Origin of the sequence: Mycobacterium sp. SMC-18 (genome assembly GCF_045310895.1) — a bacterium.
GTDB lineage: Bacteria > Actinomycetota > Actinomycetes > Mycobacteriales > Mycobacteriaceae > Mycobacterium.
In genome coordinates this window covers 96,153-113,373 of sequence record NZ_JBJIAL010000013.1, presented here as the reverse complement: position 1 = coordinate 113,373, position 17,221 = coordinate 96,153, and the positions used below count along the sequence as shown (strand labels likewise).

Here is a 17,221-nt window from a genome sequence, read left to right as displayed (position 1 = left end):
GAACATTGCCTGCAGCCCCATAACCAACCTCACCTGTCGTGATCGTCGAGCGTCCTGAACCCGCGTTGTAGTGAACCACATCACCTCGACGGCTGTCCCGGACAAAGGGAGGGAACGTTGCCAGCGGATGGGGTGATGTTCGGCTACGCCGCCGTAAACGACTGGCGGCGACGACCCGTCAAGGTCGCCGCCGCCAGTGCGAGTTGTTGCCAGAGGATTTACCTCAGGATGAGCGTGTTACGCCTGTCCCGAAGCACCCAGCACACGCTGCAGGTCAGGCTTCATGGCCTGCAGCTGCTGGCCCCAGTAGCCCCAGTCGTGGGTGCCGCTGTTGGGGAAGTTGAACACACCGTTGGTGCCACCGGCAGCCAGGTAGGTCTGCTGGAAGGTGCGGTTGGTGCGGATGGTCAGGCCCTCCAGGAACTTGGCCGGCACGTTGTCGCCGCCCAGGTCGCTCGGGTTGCCGTCGCCGCAGTAGACCCACAGACGGGTGTTGTTCGCCACCAGGGTGCCGATGTTCACGAACGGGTCGTTGCGCTTCCAGGCGTTGTTCGGGTCGCCAGTGGAGCCCCACATGTCGTCGGCCTTGTAGCCGCCGGCGTCACCCATCGAGATGTTGACCAGGAACGGCCACCAGCCCTCGGACAGGTTCAGGAAGCCCGACATCGAGCCCGCGTAGATGAACTGCTGCGGGTGGTAGATGGCGAGGGTCATCGCGGCCGAGCCGGCCATCGACAGACCGACAGCAGCGCCACCGGTCGGCTTGACCGACTTGTTGGCCTGCAGGTAAGCGGGCAGCTCCTGGGTCAGGAAGGTCTCCCACTTGTAGGTCTGGCAGCCCGACTTGCCGCACGCCGGCTTGTACCAGTCGCTGTAGAAGCTGGACTGGCCACCGACGGGCATGACCATCGAGATGCCCGAGCCGTTGTACCACTCGAAGGCGGCGGTGTTGATGTCCCAGCCGTTGTAGTCGTCCTGCGCACGCAGACCGTCCAGCATGTACACGGCCGGCGAGCCCGCGCCACCACTCTGGAACTGGATCTTGATGTCGCGACCCATGGCCGCGGACGGAACCTGCAGGTACTCAACCGGCAGACCGGGACGCGAGAAAGCCCCTGCAGTCGCCGTTTCACCGACGACCCCGACAAGACCGGGCAGCGCTGCCGCGGCAACGGCCGCAACCGCCATCCGGCGCGGCATGGCCTTGGCCATCGACCGCATCTTCCCAACGAAACTCATACCGCTCCCTAATCTTTCCTATGACGGCGTACGGACAACCCTCATCACCGCCTCTGCCGTTGAGGTGACGATCAGGCCGGGCGCACACGCCCGAGTGGTTATCGCCGCATGGTTCCCCGGCGTTACCTACGCTTCAGACCGTGCCAGCGCTCATGCGCTGAAACTACGGACCGGTAGCCGGTAAGCCAGTGTAAGGGGTCGACAGCCTCGGAGGCACATCGAGCTTGCACCTGTACAACTCGTATAACGGCACGCGATCGATCCGGTAACGCGTAAATGTGAACGCGTGTACCAGATTTGACATGAAGCGGTGAACGCCCATCGGGGCGCGCACCGAGCTCAGCATCGTCTCGGTCTCCGGGCATGTCAGCGCGACCGCTGCTTGGGCCACCCAGTCCTCGTCGAGATACGTCGGAATCCACGGGCGCTTGCGCAGGAACGGCCCCTCGGCCACCGCCCAGTCCGGGAACAGATCCTTGTCGTGACCGATGCGCGCGTCGTCCAGCCGTGCCGTGTGCGCGGCCAGCGGGTTGGCCAGCCCGATCTGGTCGATCACCCGGACCTCGAGCGGCAGGTTCATGCCCATCATGCCCAGGTTGGTGAAAAAGACTGTGTGTGGACCTTTTTCGAACCAGTTCGGCGGCGGCGGCGACGTCGGGTCCGGAACCGGCGGCGGCATGGCCGGAACCACGTCCCACTGGTCGTAGTTGCCCGACGGCAGCAGCAGCGCACCGACCGGGGTGTTGTCGATGGCCGCCAGCACCGCTCGCATGCGCGGGTAGTCCAGGTAGTCCGCGGCCGTCAGCGGATGCGCATGCCCGGTGGCCTGCGAATAGAAGCGCCGTTCGTCGACGATTCCCGAGTAGGTCACGCGGGTGGCGTCGTATCCGAGGCCCGGCGAGTTGGCCGCCCACAGCGACCAGCCGACCACCGCCAGCCACAGGGCCGCCGTCGTGCCGGCCAGCGCGTAGCCGACCTCGCGGGCGATGTTCTTGCCGTCGGGAAGCACGATCGGAATCACCGCAACCGGGATGACCAGGCAGAACAGCGGAACCAGCAACACCCGGCCGTGCATGAAGTCGCCGCCCTGACGCAGCCAGTACAGCCCCTGCACCAGGCCGCTGCCGGCCATGAAAATCACTACGGCAGTGGGACTTTGAACCCGGCGGGCCAGCGAGCTGTAGCCGCGCGGGGCCGTCTGGCCCCACCAGGGCCGGCTGTGAGTGACGAACAACACAATCGCCAGCGCCACGGTCAGCACCGCGGGGATCCACAACAGGTAGGGCCGGTTGAAGTTGCCGAGGTAGACGAACCCCTGCTGCCACTTGGAGCCGGTGGCGTCCTTGGCCAGCGCGGTGATGGGCACCAACAGGCCGTAGTAGCCCATCCGGAAGATCTCGTAGGCGATCGGGAGCAGGCCGCCGGCCACCACGATGACGAGGCGGCGGCGCCGGCCCCGGGCCGCGACCAGTTGCATGACGAGGGCCACCCCGCCGATCAGGGCGAGTTCGGGCCGCACCAGGACCGACAGGCCGGCCAGACAGGCCAGGGCGCCGTCGAACCGGGCGCTGGTGGCGTTGGCATCGGCTTCGCGGGCCTCGGGCGGGGCCACGGCCAAGGCCTGCGACCAGCACACCATCATCCACCAGAGCAGCCCCAGGTAGGCCATGATCAGGCCGTTCTCCAGGCCCGACGTCGCGAAGTCACGCGCCGGCGGCACGGCCATGTAGACGAGGGCGCCGGCCGGCACCAACAGCGCGCGACGCCCCCGCAGTCCGGGGGCGTACAGCCGGCCGGTGCCGAGCATCGCGAAGACCAGGCCCGCCACGCTCAGCGTCAGCGCCAATGCCAGGACCACGTACTCGAGCTGCACCGAGCCGCCGATCCAGGCCCCGAGGGTGACCAGATAGGTCCACAGCGTCGACGTGTTGGACTCGACGCGCTCACCGACGTTGAAGACGGGACCGTTGCCGGCCAACAGGTTTCGCACCGTACGCAGCACGATGAGGCCGTCGTCCGCGATCCACCGGCGCTGCCAGGCGCCCCAGCCGAACAACGCGGCAGACACCGCGACGCTCAACCACAGGCTGATCCGCGCGGCCCGGCCATACGGGAAGACCGGCCCGCGCAGCAATTGCCGAGCGGGCGAGTCGATCACCGGACCAGTCCGGGCAGAATCGCGGCGACCAGCGTGGCGACCAGGGCGACGCCCAGCAGCTGCAACACGCGGTCGTTCAGCACGATCTCCTCGGGTTCACCCGCTGCTCCGCTGTCGACATCGACGGCGTAGCGCAGGATCGCGACGGTGAACGGCACCATCGACACGGCGAACCACGGGCCCTTGTTGCCCTCGAAGGCCCACAGGCCGTAGCAGAGCACCACGGCCGTCGCCGACAGCGTCCAGACGAACCGCAGGTAGCTGCTGGTGTAGGACTCCAGCGCCTTACGGATCTTGGCGCCGGTGCGTTCGGCGAGTTGCAGTTCGGCGTAACGCTTTCCGGCCGACATGAACAGCGAGCCGAACGCGAACACCAGCAGGAACCACTTGGACAGCGGGATGCCGGCGGCCGCGCCACCGGCGATGGCGCGGATCAGGAATCCCGACGAATTGATGCAGATGTCCAGCACCGCTTGATGTTTCAGACCGAAGCAGTAAGCCAGCTGCGTCGCGAGATACACCGCCATGACGATCGCCAGGCTGGGCGTGAGCCACCACGAGATGGCCAGCGAGCCGACACCGAGCACGACGGCCAGCGAGTAGGCCAGCTGTACCGAGACGACACCGGCGGCGATGGGCCGGTATTGCTTGGTCGGGTGGACCCGGTCGGCCTCGACGTCACGGGCATCGTTGATGAGGTAGATACACGACGCGGCCATACAGAACACCACGAACGCGACACCGACGGCCTTGAAAACCTCGCTGTAGCTGTAGTGGGCCCCGACGCCGAGCGACGCCAGCGGTGCGGCCAGAACCAGGACGTTCTTCACCCATTGCCGCGGCCGCAGCGCCTTGACGATGCCGGCGGCCAGATTCTTCGGCGGCCCCAGCTCCTGCGTCTGTTCGGTCATACCCCAGCCTTCGGTTCGCGCTTGGCAGTTCGCTCCGAAACCGCCCCGACTGATTCGGCGACCACGGTTCCCACCACGACACCGGTGAGCACATCACTGGGGTAGTGCACGCCGAGAACCAAGCGGGACAACGCCATCGGCGGTACCAGGAACCACGGCAGCGACAGGCCCGTGGCCCGGCCGATCAGGATCGCGGCGGCGGTCGTCGACGTCGCATGCGCCGACGGGAAGCTCAGCCGGCTCGGGGTGCCGACGTTGACGGCGATGGCCGGGTGCTGCGGGCGTTCGCGCTTCACCACCCGCTTGATCAGGACGGCGGCCGCATGGGCGAGGAACGTGCCGACACCGGCCGTCACCCAGGCCCGGCGGCGCTGCGGCTGCAGCAGCGCGCCCAGACCGCACACGGCGAACCAGCCCAGGCTGTGCTCACCGAAGTACGACAGCGCCCGGGCGCCGGCAAGGACGCCGGGACGACCGGTCAGCGCGGACTGGACACCGACCAGGATGGCGTCCTCGCCGCGCGGCGCACTGGCGATGGCATCACCCTCGATACCTTCGAGGCTCACCGGGCACCAGCCGACTCGGGCTGGGAGGCCAGCAGCACGGTCTCCCACTTTTCCTTGCTCGTCAGCTCCGGCAGGGCGTTGCGGTACACCTTCCGCATGCGGTTGAACTTGCGGACCAGCAGCGCCTGACGCTTGAGCGACTCACGCAGCAACTCGAACATCTTCTCGCGGTCGCGCTGGCGGTAGACGACACCGCGGCCGTCGGCGGTGGTGACGGTGACACCGTCGACCATGCACAGCGAGAACCAGCGGGCATCCTGCGTCGCGACGTTGATCTGCGGCCGCACATGGTGTTCCGGGTCGTGCGGCTTGAGCTGGTTCACGACGCCGCGGGTGAGCCGGACCGCGATGGCGGGCAAGCTGGTGGGAATCTTGACCTTGCGGCGCCACTTCTTGTCCGACGGCGCGGGCAACGAGGTCGCGCTCTCCAGCACCACCGCGTCCGGGTACTCGGCACGCATGGCGCGCACCTCGGGCAGCGCGGACTCGAGGATGGTGAACAGGTTGTCCGGCCCGGCGAGGAAGTCGTCCATCGCCCGGTTCTGGATGGCCACCGTCGAATACTCAAGGCACAGAAGGTGTTTCATGGTCGCCTTGAAGTGGCTCGCCACCAGGCCACGGATGTTGCCGTCCCAGTGCAGCGCCGCCACGACGAGGCGGTTGCGCAGGTGGAAGTACGCCTGCCAGTCGATGGCGTCGTCCTTGTCGCTCCACGCCATGTGCCAGATCGCCGCCCCCGGCAGGGTCACCGTCGGGTAGCCGTGCTCGCCGGCACGCAGGCCGTAGTCTGCGTCGTCCCACTTGATGAACAGCGGCAGCGGCTGACCGAGTTCCTCGGCCACCGCGCGCGGGATCATGCACATCCACCAGCCGTTGTAATCGACGTCGATGCGGCGGTGCAGGATCCGGCTGCGGTACTCCTCCTCGTCGGCGAGGGGGTACTTCGCGAAGTTGTGGTCGTACTCGGCGTTGATGGCGTGCGTCCACATGAAATTCGCCGAATCGACCATCTCGCCCATGACGTGCAGGTGCGAGGGTTCCTGCAGGTTGAGCATCTGGCCGCCGACCAGGGTCGGCGTCTTGGCGAACCGGTTGAACGCCAGCGCCCGCAGGATCGAGTCGGGCTCGACGCGGATGTCGTCGTCCATGAACAGAATCTGTTCGCAGTCAGTGTGTTTCAGCGCTTCGTACATGACGCGGCTGTAGCCGCCGGAGCCACCGAGGTTCGGCTGGTTGTGGATGGCCAGCCGGTCGGCCAGCGGCGCCGCGGCCGCCGCGAAGTCGGGGTGGTCCTTGACCTTGTTGGCGCCCTGATCGGACACGACGACCGCACCGATCACCTTGTCCACCAACGGATCCGACGTCAGCGCCGCGAGGGCGTTGACGGCGTCCGCCGGGCGGTTGAAGGTCGGGATACCGACGGTGATGTTCGCGCGGCCCGGCGCTTCCACGGGGGCGTACCACCCGGCGTTGTGCACCGTCACCGCGCTGTCGGTGGTGATGTCGAACCAGATCCAGCCGCCGTCCTCGAACGGCTCCAGGCCGATCTCGAACTCGACCACCGCCGGGAGGCCGTCCTCACCACTGGCGATCTCGCTGCCGCCCACGGTGATTCGCGCGCCGGTCGCCTTCGACCGGTAGACGTCGACACGGGCGCTGCCGGTCAGCTCGACGCGCAGCACCACCGACGTCAGGATCGTCCAGCGCCGCCAGTAGCTGGCCGGGAACGCGTTGAAGTAGGTGGCGAACGAAACCTCGGACTCCCCACCGATTTCCAGGGTGGTGCGGGTCGGGGCGTGCGCGCGCCGGGCGTTGGTGGACGACTCCTCGATGTACAGCTTGCGGACGTCGAGGGGCTCACCCGGACGGGGCAGGATGACCCGCGACAGCAGGCTCACCGCACGGGACTCTCCCGACGCCAGTGCGCCGGATGGGATGTCGCTCATGGTCTTCAGCTACTTTCTGCACCGGCGAGTGCCACGCCGTCACGAAGATGCGGCATCAGCACGTTGTCGTACATGTTCAGCGCACTGGCGATGGCCATGTGCATGTCGAGGTACTGATAGGTGCCCAACCGGCCCCCGAACAGCACCCGGTTCTCCTCGGTTTCGGCCTTGGCCCTGGCGCGGTAGGCCGCCAGGATCGCGCGATCCGAATCGGTGTTGATCGGGTAGTACGGCTCATCGTCGTCGTTGGCGAAGCGCGAGTACTCCCGCATGATGACGGTCTTGTCGGTCGGGTAATCCCGCTCGGGGTGGAAGTGCCGGAACTCGTGGATGCGGGTGAAGGGCACGTCGGGATCGTTGTAGTTCATGACGGGCGTGCCCTGGAAGTCCCCGATGGGCAGCACTTCCATCTCGAAGTCCAGGGTGCGCCAGCCCAGCCGCCCCTCGGAGTAGTCGAAGTAGCGGTCGAGCGGGCCGGTGTACAACACCGGCGCGTCGGGGTTCTCGGCCCGCAGCCGGTCGCGCACGTCGAACCAGTCGGTGTTCAGCACCACGTCGATGCGCTCGTCGGCGGCCATGTTCTCCAGCCAGGCGGTGTACCCGTCGACCGGCAGACCCTCGTAGGTGTCGTTGAAGTAGCGGTTGTCGAAGTTGTAGCGCACCGGCAGGCGGCTGATGATCGACGCGGGCAGATCCTTGGGATCGGTCTGCCACTGCTTGGCGGTGTAGCCCTTGACGAAGGCCTCGTAGAGCGGCCGGCCGATCAGCGAGATGGCCTTCTCTTCGAGGTTCTGCGCGTCGTCGGTGTTGATCTCGGCGGATTGCTCGGCGATCAGGGCGCGGGCCTCGTCCGGGCTGAAGTAGCGCCCGAAGAACTGCGACACCAGACCCAGCCCCATCGGGAACTGGTAGGCCTGGCCGTCGTACATGGCAAAGACGCGGTGCTGGTAGCCGGTGAAGTCGGTGAACTGCCGCACGTAGTCCCACACCCGCTGATTGGAGTTGTGGAACAGGTGCGCGCCGTACTTGTGCACCTCGATGCCGGTTTCGGGCTCGGCCTCGGAATAGGCGTTGCCGCCCAGGTGGTGACGGCGCTCGACGACCAGCACCCGCTTGTCGAGTTGGGTTGCCGCGCGCTCGGCAATCGTCAGTCCGAAGAATCCGGAGCCGACGACGATGAGGTCATAAGGGCCGGAGGACTGGGTCGCAGCGCCCCGGGAATCAGCGGAGGTCATCGGCGTTCAGGGTATCCGACAGAGGCCGTTCGGCCCGAAAACACCCGGTCGGGTCGGGCAGTGCGCGGGCCGGTCGCAATTCGCTCACGATTCCGCATCGTCACTCTAATCCCACTAATCACAGCTTTAACATCGATTGCGTCAGTACCGACGACTCAGCAAGCCAGCTCGAGCCGTACCCCACAGATTGAGGAGACTTCCGTGCCTAACCGACGTCGACGCAAGCTCTCGACAGCCATGAGCGCAGTCGCCGCCGTGGCCGTCGCAAGTCCGATCGCACTCGTGGCGGTCGCCGAGATGACCCCGGCAAACCCGACACCGCAGCACCGGGAATTCGTCCAGGCCGCGCTCGTGACCGACCTGCCCAACGAGGTCATGTCCGCGCTGTCGCAGGGCCTGTCCCAGTTCGGCGTCAACCTGCCGAACCTCATGGGCGGAGCCGCGAGCTCCCCCAGCCCGCTGACCGGTGGCCTGACCCCGCAGACCGGCCTGACCCCCGGCCTCGGTACCAGCCCCAGCCTGGGCACCACCCCCGGCCTGACCCCGCCGGCCGGCCTCACCCCGGCGGGTGGGCTCACTCCGCCGGCCGGTCTGACCCCGGGCCTGGGCACCACCCCGTCGACCGGGCTGACCGCGCCTGGCCTGACCCCGCCGACCGGGGCGACCGCACCCGGCCTGACCCCGCCGACCGGCCTGGGCGCCACCAGCCCGTCATCGCTGACCCCGGGCCTGGGCGCCCTGCCCAGCGCGGGTCTGACGACCCAGGGCGCGACCCTCCCGAGCGTGAGCACGCCCGGGTTGACCGCTCCCGGCCTGAACGCCACGGGTCTGACGACGCCGTCGATCAGCGCGAGCCCGGCGGGCCTCGGCACCGCAGGCATGCCCATGACCGATCCCAACGCGAGCCTGGGCCTCGGCCCGGGCCAGGGCCTCGGTGGCAGCTACCCCATCCTCGGCGACCCGTCGGTCGGCCTGGGTGGCGGTGACGGCCTCGGCCTCGGCGCGGCGCCGAGCAGCGGTGGCGGCGGGCTGATCAGCGACCTGACCAGCGCGGCCAACCAGCTGGGTGCGACGCAGGCGATCGACCTGCTGAAGGGCATGGTCGTGCCGGCCATCACGTCAGCGGTGAAGTCCGCCCAGGCCGCCCCCGCGGCAGCCGCTGCGGCCGCACCGGCACTGCCGGCCCCCGCGTGACATCTGTCATACACAACTGAAGACCTGTAACCGAGACGGCACCGCAGAAGCCACAAGGCTCTGCGGTGCCGTTGCGGCGTCTTGCAGAGAATTGACAGCCCAGTAATCCGTGTCGAAACACGGGTAACACCTGACACATACGTAACATTCGCGCTGTGCCGCGCCGTCGTCCCGCACCGTCAATACTGTTGTCCGCCCTGGCGGCGACCGTCGTGATGGTGCCGCTGGCCGTCAGCGGCATCCCCGGCATCCCCGGCCTGACCGACGACAAACCGTCCGCACCCGAGCTCCACACGCAGCCACTGGCCGGCGTCGGCGGCGGACAGACCGTCCGGGAAATTCACCAGGACACGCCCTTCTCCCTGGTCGCCCTCACGGCGTCGGACTTCACCGGAACCTCGGCGCGCGTGCGCGCCCAGAAGGCCGACGGAACCTGGGGCCCCTGGTACGAGGTCGAGGCGCCCGACGGCGTCGGGGAAGCGCATGCCACCACGCGCGGCACCGAACCCGTGTTCGTCGGCCGCACCAACACCGTCCAGATCGCGGTGACCCGGCCCGCCGAAGCCGCCGCCACGCCGCCGGCCGGCGACCGGCCGCAGGGCCCCGGCCTGGGATACCGCCCGGTCGACGTCGAAAAGCCGTTGGGCCCCAGCATGAAAGCGGTGCTCATCAGCCCGCCGGAGGCACCCGCGGACGTGCAGTTCCAGCCGACCGCGGTGTCGGCGCCCAACCAGCCGCCCAACATCATCAGCCGCGCCCAGTGGGGCGCCAACGAGAGCGTCCGCTGCGGACAACCGGTCTACGACCCGGGCGTGCGCGCGGCCATCGTGCACCACACCGCAGGCAGCAACGACTACGCGCCCGAGGATTCCGCGGGCATCGTCCGGTCGATCTACGAGTACCACACCCGCGAATTGGGTTGGTGCGACATCGCTTACAACGCCCTGGTCGACAAGTACGGACAGGTCTTCGAGGGCCGGTTCGGCGGCATGACGCGACCCGTGGAGGGCTCGCACACCGGTGGCTTCAACGTCGACACCTGGGGCGTGGCCATGCTCGGTGACTTCGACGCCGTGCCCCCGACGCCGTTGCAGCTCAAGATGACCGGCCGGCTCATCGGCTGGCGGCTGAGCCTGGACCACGTCAACCCCCTCGGCAGCGTGGTGCTGACGTCGGGTGGCGGCTCGTTCACCCACTTCCCCGCCGGCGCGACGCCGACGCTGCCGACGATCTTCACCCACCGCGATGTCGGCAACACCGACTGCCCGGGTAACGCCGCCTATGCCGCCATGGGCGAATTGCGGGACATCGCAGCCTCTTTCACCGCGCCGCCCGGCGCCCTGAGCGCGATGGACATGCTGCGCGGCGGCGCCATCTTCGACAAGTGGCAGGCGATGGGCGGGGCGTCCGGCCCTCTCGGTGTCGCCACCTCACCGGAGGCCGCGGCCGACGGTCACACCCGCTACGCGACCTTCGACCACGGCGCCATGTACTGGTCGCCGAACACCGGCGCCCAGCCGCTCACCGGAGCGCTGTACGACGCCTGGGGCGCACTGGGTTTCGAACGCGGCGCCCTCGGGCTGCCCACCAGCGGCGAGATCGCCGAACCCCAGTGGATCGTGCAGAACTTCCAGCACGGCACCCTCAACTTCGACCGCGAGAACGGCACCGTGACGCGCGTCATCGACGGTGTCCCACAAGAACTTCCGCCGCCGCCGAAGCAGGAGCCGGTGCAGCTCGAGCGGTTCAGCCGGATCGAGATGCAGAGCTAGCGGGCTCGGACTAGAGCCACCAGCGTTCGAGGACCCGGGCCACCCCGTCGTCACTGTTGGTCGTGGTGACCTCGTCGGCGGCCGCCAGGGCCTCCGGATGCGCATTGCCCATCGCCACGCCCAGCCCGGCCCAGGTCAGCATCGGGATGTCGTTGGGCATGTCGCCGAACGTCACGACGTCCTCGGCGGTGAGGCCCAACGGCCGGATGATCTCGGCGACGCCCGTCGCCTTGCTGATGCCCAGCGGCACGACCTCGATCAGCCCGTTGTTGGTCGAATAGGTCAGGTCACCCGTGACGCCGACGTGCGGCGCCAGCGCCGCGGCCAGATCGGCGCTGTGCGCGCCGGCCTTGCGGATCAACAGCTTCACCGCCGGCACGCTGAGCATGTCCTCGACCGAGACCTCGGTGTTGTCCGGGTTGTGCCAGGCATGCTCGTAGCCGGGCGAACTCGCGAACTGCGGCATCGACTCGTCGAACGCGGTGCGGCCCACCCGTTCGACCGCCAGCCCGACGCCGGGGATCACCCGGGTGGCGATCTCGGCCAACTCGCCCAACGCATCCGGGCTCAGGGTGTGGGCCGAGACGATCCGGTCGGCCGCGGAGTCGTAGAGCACCGCGCCGTTGGCGCACACCGCCATCGGCGACAGTCCCAGGGCGTCGACCACCGGGGGAATCCAGCGTGGCGGCCGGCCGGTGGCGAGCACGAACTTCGCGCCGTTCGCGACGGCGGCCTGCACGGCGGCGCGCGTCCGCGGCGTCACCCGCTCATGGGTGTCGAGCAGCGTGCCGTCGACGTCGGTGGCAATCAGTGCGGGCAGCATCACCGGCCCCCAGCTGCCCGGCGGGCCCGCTCGGCCTTCTCCAGCACTTCGGCCTCCTCGGGCGTCGGGGCGCCGCCGCCCAATCGGCTCGGCACCCAGTATTCACCCGGCGGGTGCGGGTACTCCTCCTGGACGGCGTGCAACTGCTCGGTCATCGTCTGCTGCAACGTCGCCATCACCTGCGCGACAGGACCGCTCGCCTCGATCGGCGCACCCACCCGAACGATGACGGGAATCTTCTTGCGCCCCAGCCGCTTCGGGTGATCCTTGGTCCACATCCGGTGCACGCCCCAGACGATCACCGGGATGATCGGCACCTGCGCGTCGAGCGCCATCCGCGCCACGCCGGTCTTGAACTCCTTGAGCTCGAAACTGCGGCTGATCGTGGCCTCCGGGTACACCCCGACCAGTTCCCCGGCGCGCAGTCGCTCGACGGCGATGGGATATGCGTCGCCACCGGAGCTGCGGTCGACGGGGATGAGCCCGGCGCGCTTGACCAGGAAATTGCCCATCGGCACCTGCTGCACCTCGGCCTTGAGCATGAAGCGGACCCGGCGCCGCCGATGCGTGGCGGCCAACCCGGCCGGCAAGAAGTCGACGTACGCGGTGTGGTTGATCGCGATCACCGCACCGCCCGTATCCGGAATGTGTTCCAGCCCTTGGTAAGTGATCCGGGTTCCCGTGGCGGCGACGGCCGCCTTGGCGGCAATCTCGATGCCGCGGAAAACTGGCTCCATGGCGCTACTCCGGCGCCCCTTCCGCCTGCCGCGCCGCCCGACGCGCCGCTTTCTCGCGGGCTTCGTCGAGGTCCATCTGGTCGGCCTCGGCCAGCGTCGGCGCGCCGCCGCCCAGCCGGTGCGGCACCCAGAACTCGCCCGCGGGATGTTCGGGGTAGCGGTCCTGGACTTCCGACAGCAGGTGCTGCATGCGGGCGTGCAGCAGCGCCGTCAGCTCGGCGGCGGGCAGCGTCGGGTAGATGGGCTCACCGACGTGGATGAAGATGGGCACCTTGGGACGGCGCATGTTGCGCGGATGACCCTTGGTCCAGATCCGCTGGGCACCCCAGATGATGTGCGGGACGATCGGCACGTCGGCCTCGATGGCCATGCGGGCCGCGCCCGACTTGAACGCCTTGATCTCGAAGCTGCGGCTGATGGTGGCCTCGGGGTACACGCCGACAAGCTCGCCTGCCTTGAGCTGCTTGACCGCCTCGGCGTAGGAGTCCGCGCCGCTGCCGCGGTCGACGGGGATGTGGCGCATCTTGCGCATCAGCCAGCCGCCGTACTTGTTGTCGAAGACTTCCTTCTTCGCCATGAACCGCACCTTGCGGCCGCGCTTCTGCATGACGGCGGGCAGCCCGGCGAACGTGAAGTCGAAGTAGCTGGTGTGGTTGATCGCCACCACCGCGCCGCCACTGACCGGCAGGTTCTCCGCGCCCGTCACGGTGAAGGTCAGACCCTGCGCCCGCCACACCGTGCGCGCCAGCTTGATCACGGTGCCATATACCGGTTCCACGGGGATCAGCCTAGTGCGGACCGTCGGTACCGTGCGTGGAAAGGTCGGGTGGGTGACCTTCCCCAGCGGACCCGTACCTGTTCCCGACGTCGTCGACACCCTCGCCGCCGGCCGTCCCGTCACCGCGGTCTGGGAGAACGAACTCGGCGGCGTGACGTTCGCCATCGGCGCCGGCGCCGAGTACGTGAAGACCTATCCCGCCGAGCACGCGCCGCTGCTGACCGACGAGGCCGTCCGGCTGCGCTGGGCCGTCCGGTACATAGCCGTCCCGCGCGTGCTCGGCGCGGGACCGGGCTGGCTGCACACCGCGGGCCTGCCCGGCCGCTCCGCCGTCGACCCGCTGTGGTCCGACGATCCCGAGACCGCGGCCCGCGCGATCGGGGCCGGCCTGCGGGCCATGCACGACGCGCTGCCCGTCGCGGACTGCCCGTTCGGGCGGCCCTCCTGGGTCGTCGACGTCCCCGATCCGGACCGCCTCGTGGTCTGCCACGGTGACGCGTGCTCGCCGAACACCCTGATGAGCAACGACGGCGCGTTCGTCGGGCACGTCGACATCGGGGACCTCGGGGTGGCCGACCGGTGGGCCGACCTCGCGATCGCCACCATGTCCCTGGACTGGAACTACCCCGGCAACTACGAGGCCGCCCTGCTGGACGCCTACGGGGTGGCGCGGGACGACGAACGCATCGACTACTACCGCTCGCTCTGGGACGCTCCGGAATCCAGCTAGACTCGCTGGCGAACTCGTCACCGCCAAAAGGGGCATTTGTGCAGGTCACAAGCGTTGGACACGCCGGATTCCGGATCGATACCGCCGCGGGCAGCATTCTCTGCGACCCGTGGGTGAACCCTGCCTACTTCGCGTCGTGGTTCCCGTTCCCCGACAACAGCCGGCTGGACTGGGATGCGCTCGGCGACTGCGACTACCTGTACGTCAGCCACCTGCACAAGGACCACTTCGACCCGGAGCACCTGCGCGCGCACGTCAACAAGGACGCGACGGTGCTGCTGCCCGACTACCCGGTGCCGGACCTGCGTCGCGAGCTCGAGGCCCTGGGCTTCCACAAATTCTTCGAGACCACCGATTCGGTGAAGCACCGCGTCAGCGGGCCCAAGGGTGATCTGGACATCATGATCATCGCCCTGCGCGCCCCGGCCGACGGCCCGATCGGCGACTCGGGCCTCGTGGTGTCCGACGGCGAGACCGTCGCGTTCAACATGAACGACGCCCGCCCGATCGATCTGGACATGGTGGCCACCGAGTTCGGTGACGTCGACGTGCACATGCTGCAGTACTCGGGCGCCATCTGGTACCCCATGGTCTACGACATGCCGGCCCGGGCCAAGGAGGCCTTCGGCACCCAGAAGCGGCAGCGCCAGATGGACCGCTGTCGCCAGTACATCGCGCAGGTCGGCGCCACCTGGGTGGTGCCGTCGGCCGGGCCGCCATGCTTCCTGGATCCCGAATTGCGTTGGCTGAACGACGATCACGACGATCCGGCCAACATCTTCCCCGACCAGGCGGTGTTCCTGGACCAGCTGCGCAGCCACGGCCACAACGGTGGGCTGCTGATGATCCCGGGCACCGTGGCGACGTTCACCGGGTCGGCGCTCGACTCGCTTGTGCACCCCATTCCGGACGCCGAGGCCGAGGCGATCTTCACCACCGGCAAGGCCGCCTACATCGAGGCCTACGCGCAGCGCATGGCGCCCGTGCTGGCTGCCGAAAAGGCTTCCTGGGCACCGGCTTCCGGCGATTCGCTGCTGGAGCCACTGCGCGCCAAGTTCGAACCGATCATGGTGCAGAGCGACCAGATCTGCGACGGCATCGGCTATCCGGTTGAATTGAGGATCGGCACTGGGGTCGAATCTCAGACCGTGGTCCTGGACTTCCCGAAACGGGCTGTGCGGGAGGCGATTCCGGACGAGAAGTTCCGCTACGGCTTCGGTATCGCACCCGAGCTGGTGCGCACCGTGCTGCGCGACGACGAGCCGGACTGGGTCAACACCATCTTCCTGTCCACCCGGTTCCAGGCGTGGCGGGTCGGCGGCTACAACGAGTACCTGTACACGTTCTTCAAGTGCCTGACCGACGAGCGCATCGCCTACGCCGACGGCTGGTTCGCCGAGGCGCACGACACCTCGGCGTCCATCGAGCTGGGCGGCTACGAAATTCAGCGCCGGTGCCCGCACCTGAAGGCCGACCTGTCGAAGTTCGGGATCGTCGAGGGCAACACACTGACCTGCAATCTGCACGGCTGGCAGTGGAACCTGGACAACGGCCGCTGCCTGACCTCCAAGGGTCATGAGTTGCGGAGCGCCAAGCGGTGACGAGCGCCCAGTCCGGCGCTCGCCCGGACGCGCATTACGACGACGGCCAGATCTTCCTGGACCGGCAGGCGATCACGTTGCGCCGCTACCACTTTCCGTCGGGCACGTCGAAGATCATCCCACTCAGCGCGGTCCGTGGCTACAAGGCCGAGTCGCTCGGCTTCATCATGGACCGGTTCCTGATCTGGGGCGGCACGGACCCGCGCCGCTGGCTGCCGCTGGACATCTGGCGGCCCATCAAGTCGACGCTGGTGACCCTTGACGTCGTCGGCACCACCCCGGCGCCGGCCTGTACCCCGTTGCGGCCCAAGGAGTTTCTGGCGACGCTCGACGAGTTACTGGGAGAGCAGGCCGCTCGCCGACAGTGACCAAATGGCGGCTGCTACCACCTGGTGCCGTCGAGCCCCGGAATCACGCACCGCCCGTCCGCGGCGACGCGGCCGATGAGCATGCCGTCGTAGCCGGTACACGACGAGTTGAGCGGCTCGCAGGTGTTGATGGACGTGATCACCTTGTCCTGGCCGCACGGGGTACCGGGAGCGGGTGGATCGGCGGCGGCCACAGCAGCGCTGAAGCCCAACGCGAGCATCACCGTGGACGCGAGGACGAGAGAGCGGGTCGAGTCGAACATCATGGACACCTCCGGCCGATGGCCCCGACGTGCACCAATGCTACGCCGAAATCGGCGAGGTGAACCCGGCTAATTCGCGGTCCGCACCGTCTGCAGCAACTCCGAGACGTCGTCCGAGGCGGTGTCGTACACGCGCACGATGGCCCGGTCGCCCGGCTTGAGGTAGGTGGACTCCCCCAGCTCGGTGTAGCGCGTCGCGCCGATGCCGACGAGCAGGTGCGCCGGGTGCCCCGCGGCCACCATCAGGGCGCCGACATCCTCCAAAGGTGTGTCGTCCGAACCCTTCTGGTTCGCCAGCCGGTCGACGATCCAGTCCAGCAGCTGCGTCCCGTAGTACGAGTAGCCCAGCAGCGGGCTGTCCTGGCCGTACGCCTGCTCGACACCGCTGCCATCGTCGAGGAAGCTCGCCAGCCGCAGCGACGACGTCGGTCCGTCGGGGCTCAGGTCGTCGATCGCGAAGAACCGCGGGGCCACCCCCTTGGAGGCCGGACCCCAGTTCTTCTTGTGGCTGATCTTCGGTGCGTTCGGCCGGCGGATCGAGCAGTCGTTGAACGCGCCCAGCGCGAACGGCCGCAGCCCGACAACCCGGTCGCCCGACCACGACACCTCGCACGCCAGCCCGACCTCGGGCTCGATCTGCAGGTTCAGCGGGGTGTCACTCACCGGCAGGATCACCGCGTCGGTCGACAGCGGGAACTCGCCGAGGAACGTGTCGCTGCCCGGCGCGTACCAGGGGAAGATGCCCTTCGGCGCCCCGCCCTCGGACCGGACGTTGACGAAATCGACTGCCTCCCCGGCCTGTTCGAGGTGTCCGGCGAAGTTGCCCGCCACCCCGAAGCCGAACCAGCCACGCATGTCGTCGAGGTCGAGATCGCTCATGGCTGCCACCCTACTGCGGTC

At 68.3% G+C, this 17,221-nt stretch carries 16 protein-coding genes; 5 read left to right on the top strand and 11 right to left on the bottom strand.

The genetic code is table 11. The features are described from left to right. Positions 1–237: 237 nt before the first annotated feature. The 6 genes from ACJH6J_RS14165 to glf form a co-directional block, all read right to left on the bottom strand. Positions 238–1,239 carry an esterase family protein gene (locus ACJH6J_RS14165; RefSeq protein WP_133426184.1) on the bottom strand — a complete coding sequence of 334 codons (1,002 nt, stop codon included), beginning with the start codon at positions 1,237–1,239 and terminating at the stop codon, positions 238–240. A 163-nt stretch (positions 1,240–1,402) separates the two neighbouring features. Next, positions 1,403–3,397 carry a flagellar motor control protein ZomB gene (gene zomB / locus ACJH6J_RS14160; protein WP_371824498.1) on the bottom strand — a complete coding sequence of 665 codons (1,995 nt, stop codon included), beginning with the start codon at positions 3,395–3,397 and terminating at the stop codon, positions 1,403–1,405. Continuing rightward, on the bottom strand, positions 3,394–4,308 hold the full coding sequence (locus ACJH6J_RS14155) for a decaprenyl-phosphate phosphoribosyltransferase (RefSeq protein ID WP_212807536.1): 915 nt from the start codon (positions 4,306–4,308) through the stop codon (positions 3,394–3,396). The genes zomB and ACJH6J_RS14155 overlap by 4 nt, the downstream gene beginning before the upstream one ends. Beyond that, positions 4,305–4,844, bottom strand: coding sequence for a phosphatase PAP2 family protein (locus ACJH6J_RS14150; protein WP_212814508.1), 540 nt, complete (start codon positions 4,842–4,844; stop codon positions 4,305–4,307). Before ACJH6J_RS14150 ends, ACJH6J_RS14155 begins: the two co-directional genes overlap by 4 nt. A 26-nt stretch (positions 4,845–4,870) precedes the next feature. After that, positions 4,871–6,820 (bottom strand): glycosyltransferase, encoded by a 1,950-nt coding sequence (locus tag ACJH6J_RS14145; protein ID WP_212807538.1) that lies wholly within the window; start codon positions 6,818–6,820, stop codon positions 4,871–4,873. 5 nt (positions 6,821–6,825) lie between these two features. After that, entirely contained in the window at positions 6,826–8,055 is a 1,230-nt protein-coding gene (glf, locus tag ACJH6J_RS14140; protein ID WP_212807540.1) for a UDP-galactopyranose mutase, read from the bottom strand. 201 nt (positions 8,056–8,256) lie between these two features. Between glf and ACJH6J_RS14135 the strand changes: the two genes are divergently transcribed. Next, complete coding sequence (locus tag ACJH6J_RS14135; RefSeq protein ID WP_212807542.1) at positions 8,257–9,249, top strand: hypothetical protein; 993 nt, start codon at positions 8,257–8,259, stop codon at positions 9,247–9,249. 155 nt (positions 9,250–9,404) lie between these two features. Beyond that, complete coding sequence (locus tag ACJH6J_RS14130; protein ID WP_212807544.1) at positions 9,405–11,021, top strand: N-acetylmuramoyl-L-alanine amidase; 1,617 nt, start codon at positions 9,405–9,407, stop codon at positions 11,019–11,021. Between the two features lie 10 nt (positions 11,022–11,031). Here the strand turns inward: ACJH6J_RS14130 and ACJH6J_RS14125 are convergent, their stop codons facing one another. Genes ACJH6J_RS14125 through ACJH6J_RS14115 form a run of 3 tightly spaced genes read right to left on the bottom strand, consistent with a single transcriptional unit; the run spans position 11,032 to position 13,359 of the window. Beyond that, a complete protein-coding gene (locus ACJH6J_RS14125; RefSeq protein WP_212807546.1) occupies positions 11,032–11,844 on the bottom strand; it encodes an HAD family hydrolase in 813 nt (270 codons plus the stop codon). Continuing rightward, positions 11,844–12,581 (bottom strand): 1-acyl-sn-glycerol-3-phosphate acyltransferase, encoded by a 738-nt coding sequence (locus ACJH6J_RS14120; protein WP_212807548.1) that lies wholly within the window; start codon positions 12,579–12,581, stop codon positions 11,844–11,846. The genes ACJH6J_RS14125 and ACJH6J_RS14120 overlap by 1 nt, the downstream gene beginning before the upstream one ends. A 4-nt stretch (positions 12,582–12,585) precedes the next feature. Then, positions 12,586–13,359 (bottom strand): 1-acyl-sn-glycerol-3-phosphate acyltransferase, encoded by a 774-nt coding sequence (locus ACJH6J_RS14115; protein WP_212807550.1) that lies wholly within the window; start codon positions 13,357–13,359, stop codon positions 12,586–12,588. Positions 13,360–13,411: 52 nt separating this feature from the next. Between ACJH6J_RS14115 and ACJH6J_RS14110 the strand changes: the two genes are divergently transcribed. Genes ACJH6J_RS14110 through ACJH6J_RS14100 form a run of 3 tightly spaced genes read left to right on the top strand, consistent with a single transcriptional unit; the run spans position 13,412 to position 16,058 of the window. Then, positions 13,412–14,089, top strand: coding sequence for a phosphotransferase (locus ACJH6J_RS14110; RefSeq protein ID WP_406804095.1), 678 nt, complete (start codon positions 13,412–13,414; stop codon positions 14,087–14,089). A 38-nt stretch (positions 14,090–14,127) separates the two neighbouring features. Next, positions 14,128–15,690 carry a Rieske 2Fe-2S domain-containing protein gene (locus ACJH6J_RS14105; protein ID WP_212807554.1) on the top strand — a complete coding sequence of 521 codons (1,563 nt, stop codon included), beginning with the start codon at positions 14,128–14,130 and terminating at the stop codon, positions 15,688–15,690. Then, positions 15,687–16,058: a hypothetical protein gene (locus ACJH6J_RS14100; RefSeq protein WP_212807556.1), complete on the top strand. Its 372-nt coding sequence runs from the start codon at positions 15,687–15,689 to the stop codon at positions 16,056–16,058. The genes ACJH6J_RS14105 and ACJH6J_RS14100 overlap by 4 nt, the downstream gene beginning before the upstream one ends. Before the next feature lie 14 nt (positions 16,059–16,072). On the opposite strand, the gene ACJH6J_RS14095 is transcribed toward ACJH6J_RS14100, so the two are convergent. Both ACJH6J_RS14095 and ACJH6J_RS14090 read right to left on the bottom strand, forming a co-directional pair. Continuing rightward, positions 16,073–16,321, bottom strand: a complete 249-nt coding sequence (locus ACJH6J_RS14095; RefSeq protein ID WP_244872731.1) for a hypothetical protein — start codon at positions 16,319–16,321, stop codon at positions 16,073–16,075. A gap of 69 nt (positions 16,322–16,390) precedes the next feature. Continuing rightward, a complete protein-coding gene (locus ACJH6J_RS14090; RefSeq protein ID WP_406804094.1) occupies positions 16,391–17,200 on the bottom strand; it encodes a DUF5718 family protein in 810 nt (269 codons plus the stop codon). Between the last annotated feature and the right edge of the window lie 21 nt (positions 17,201–17,221).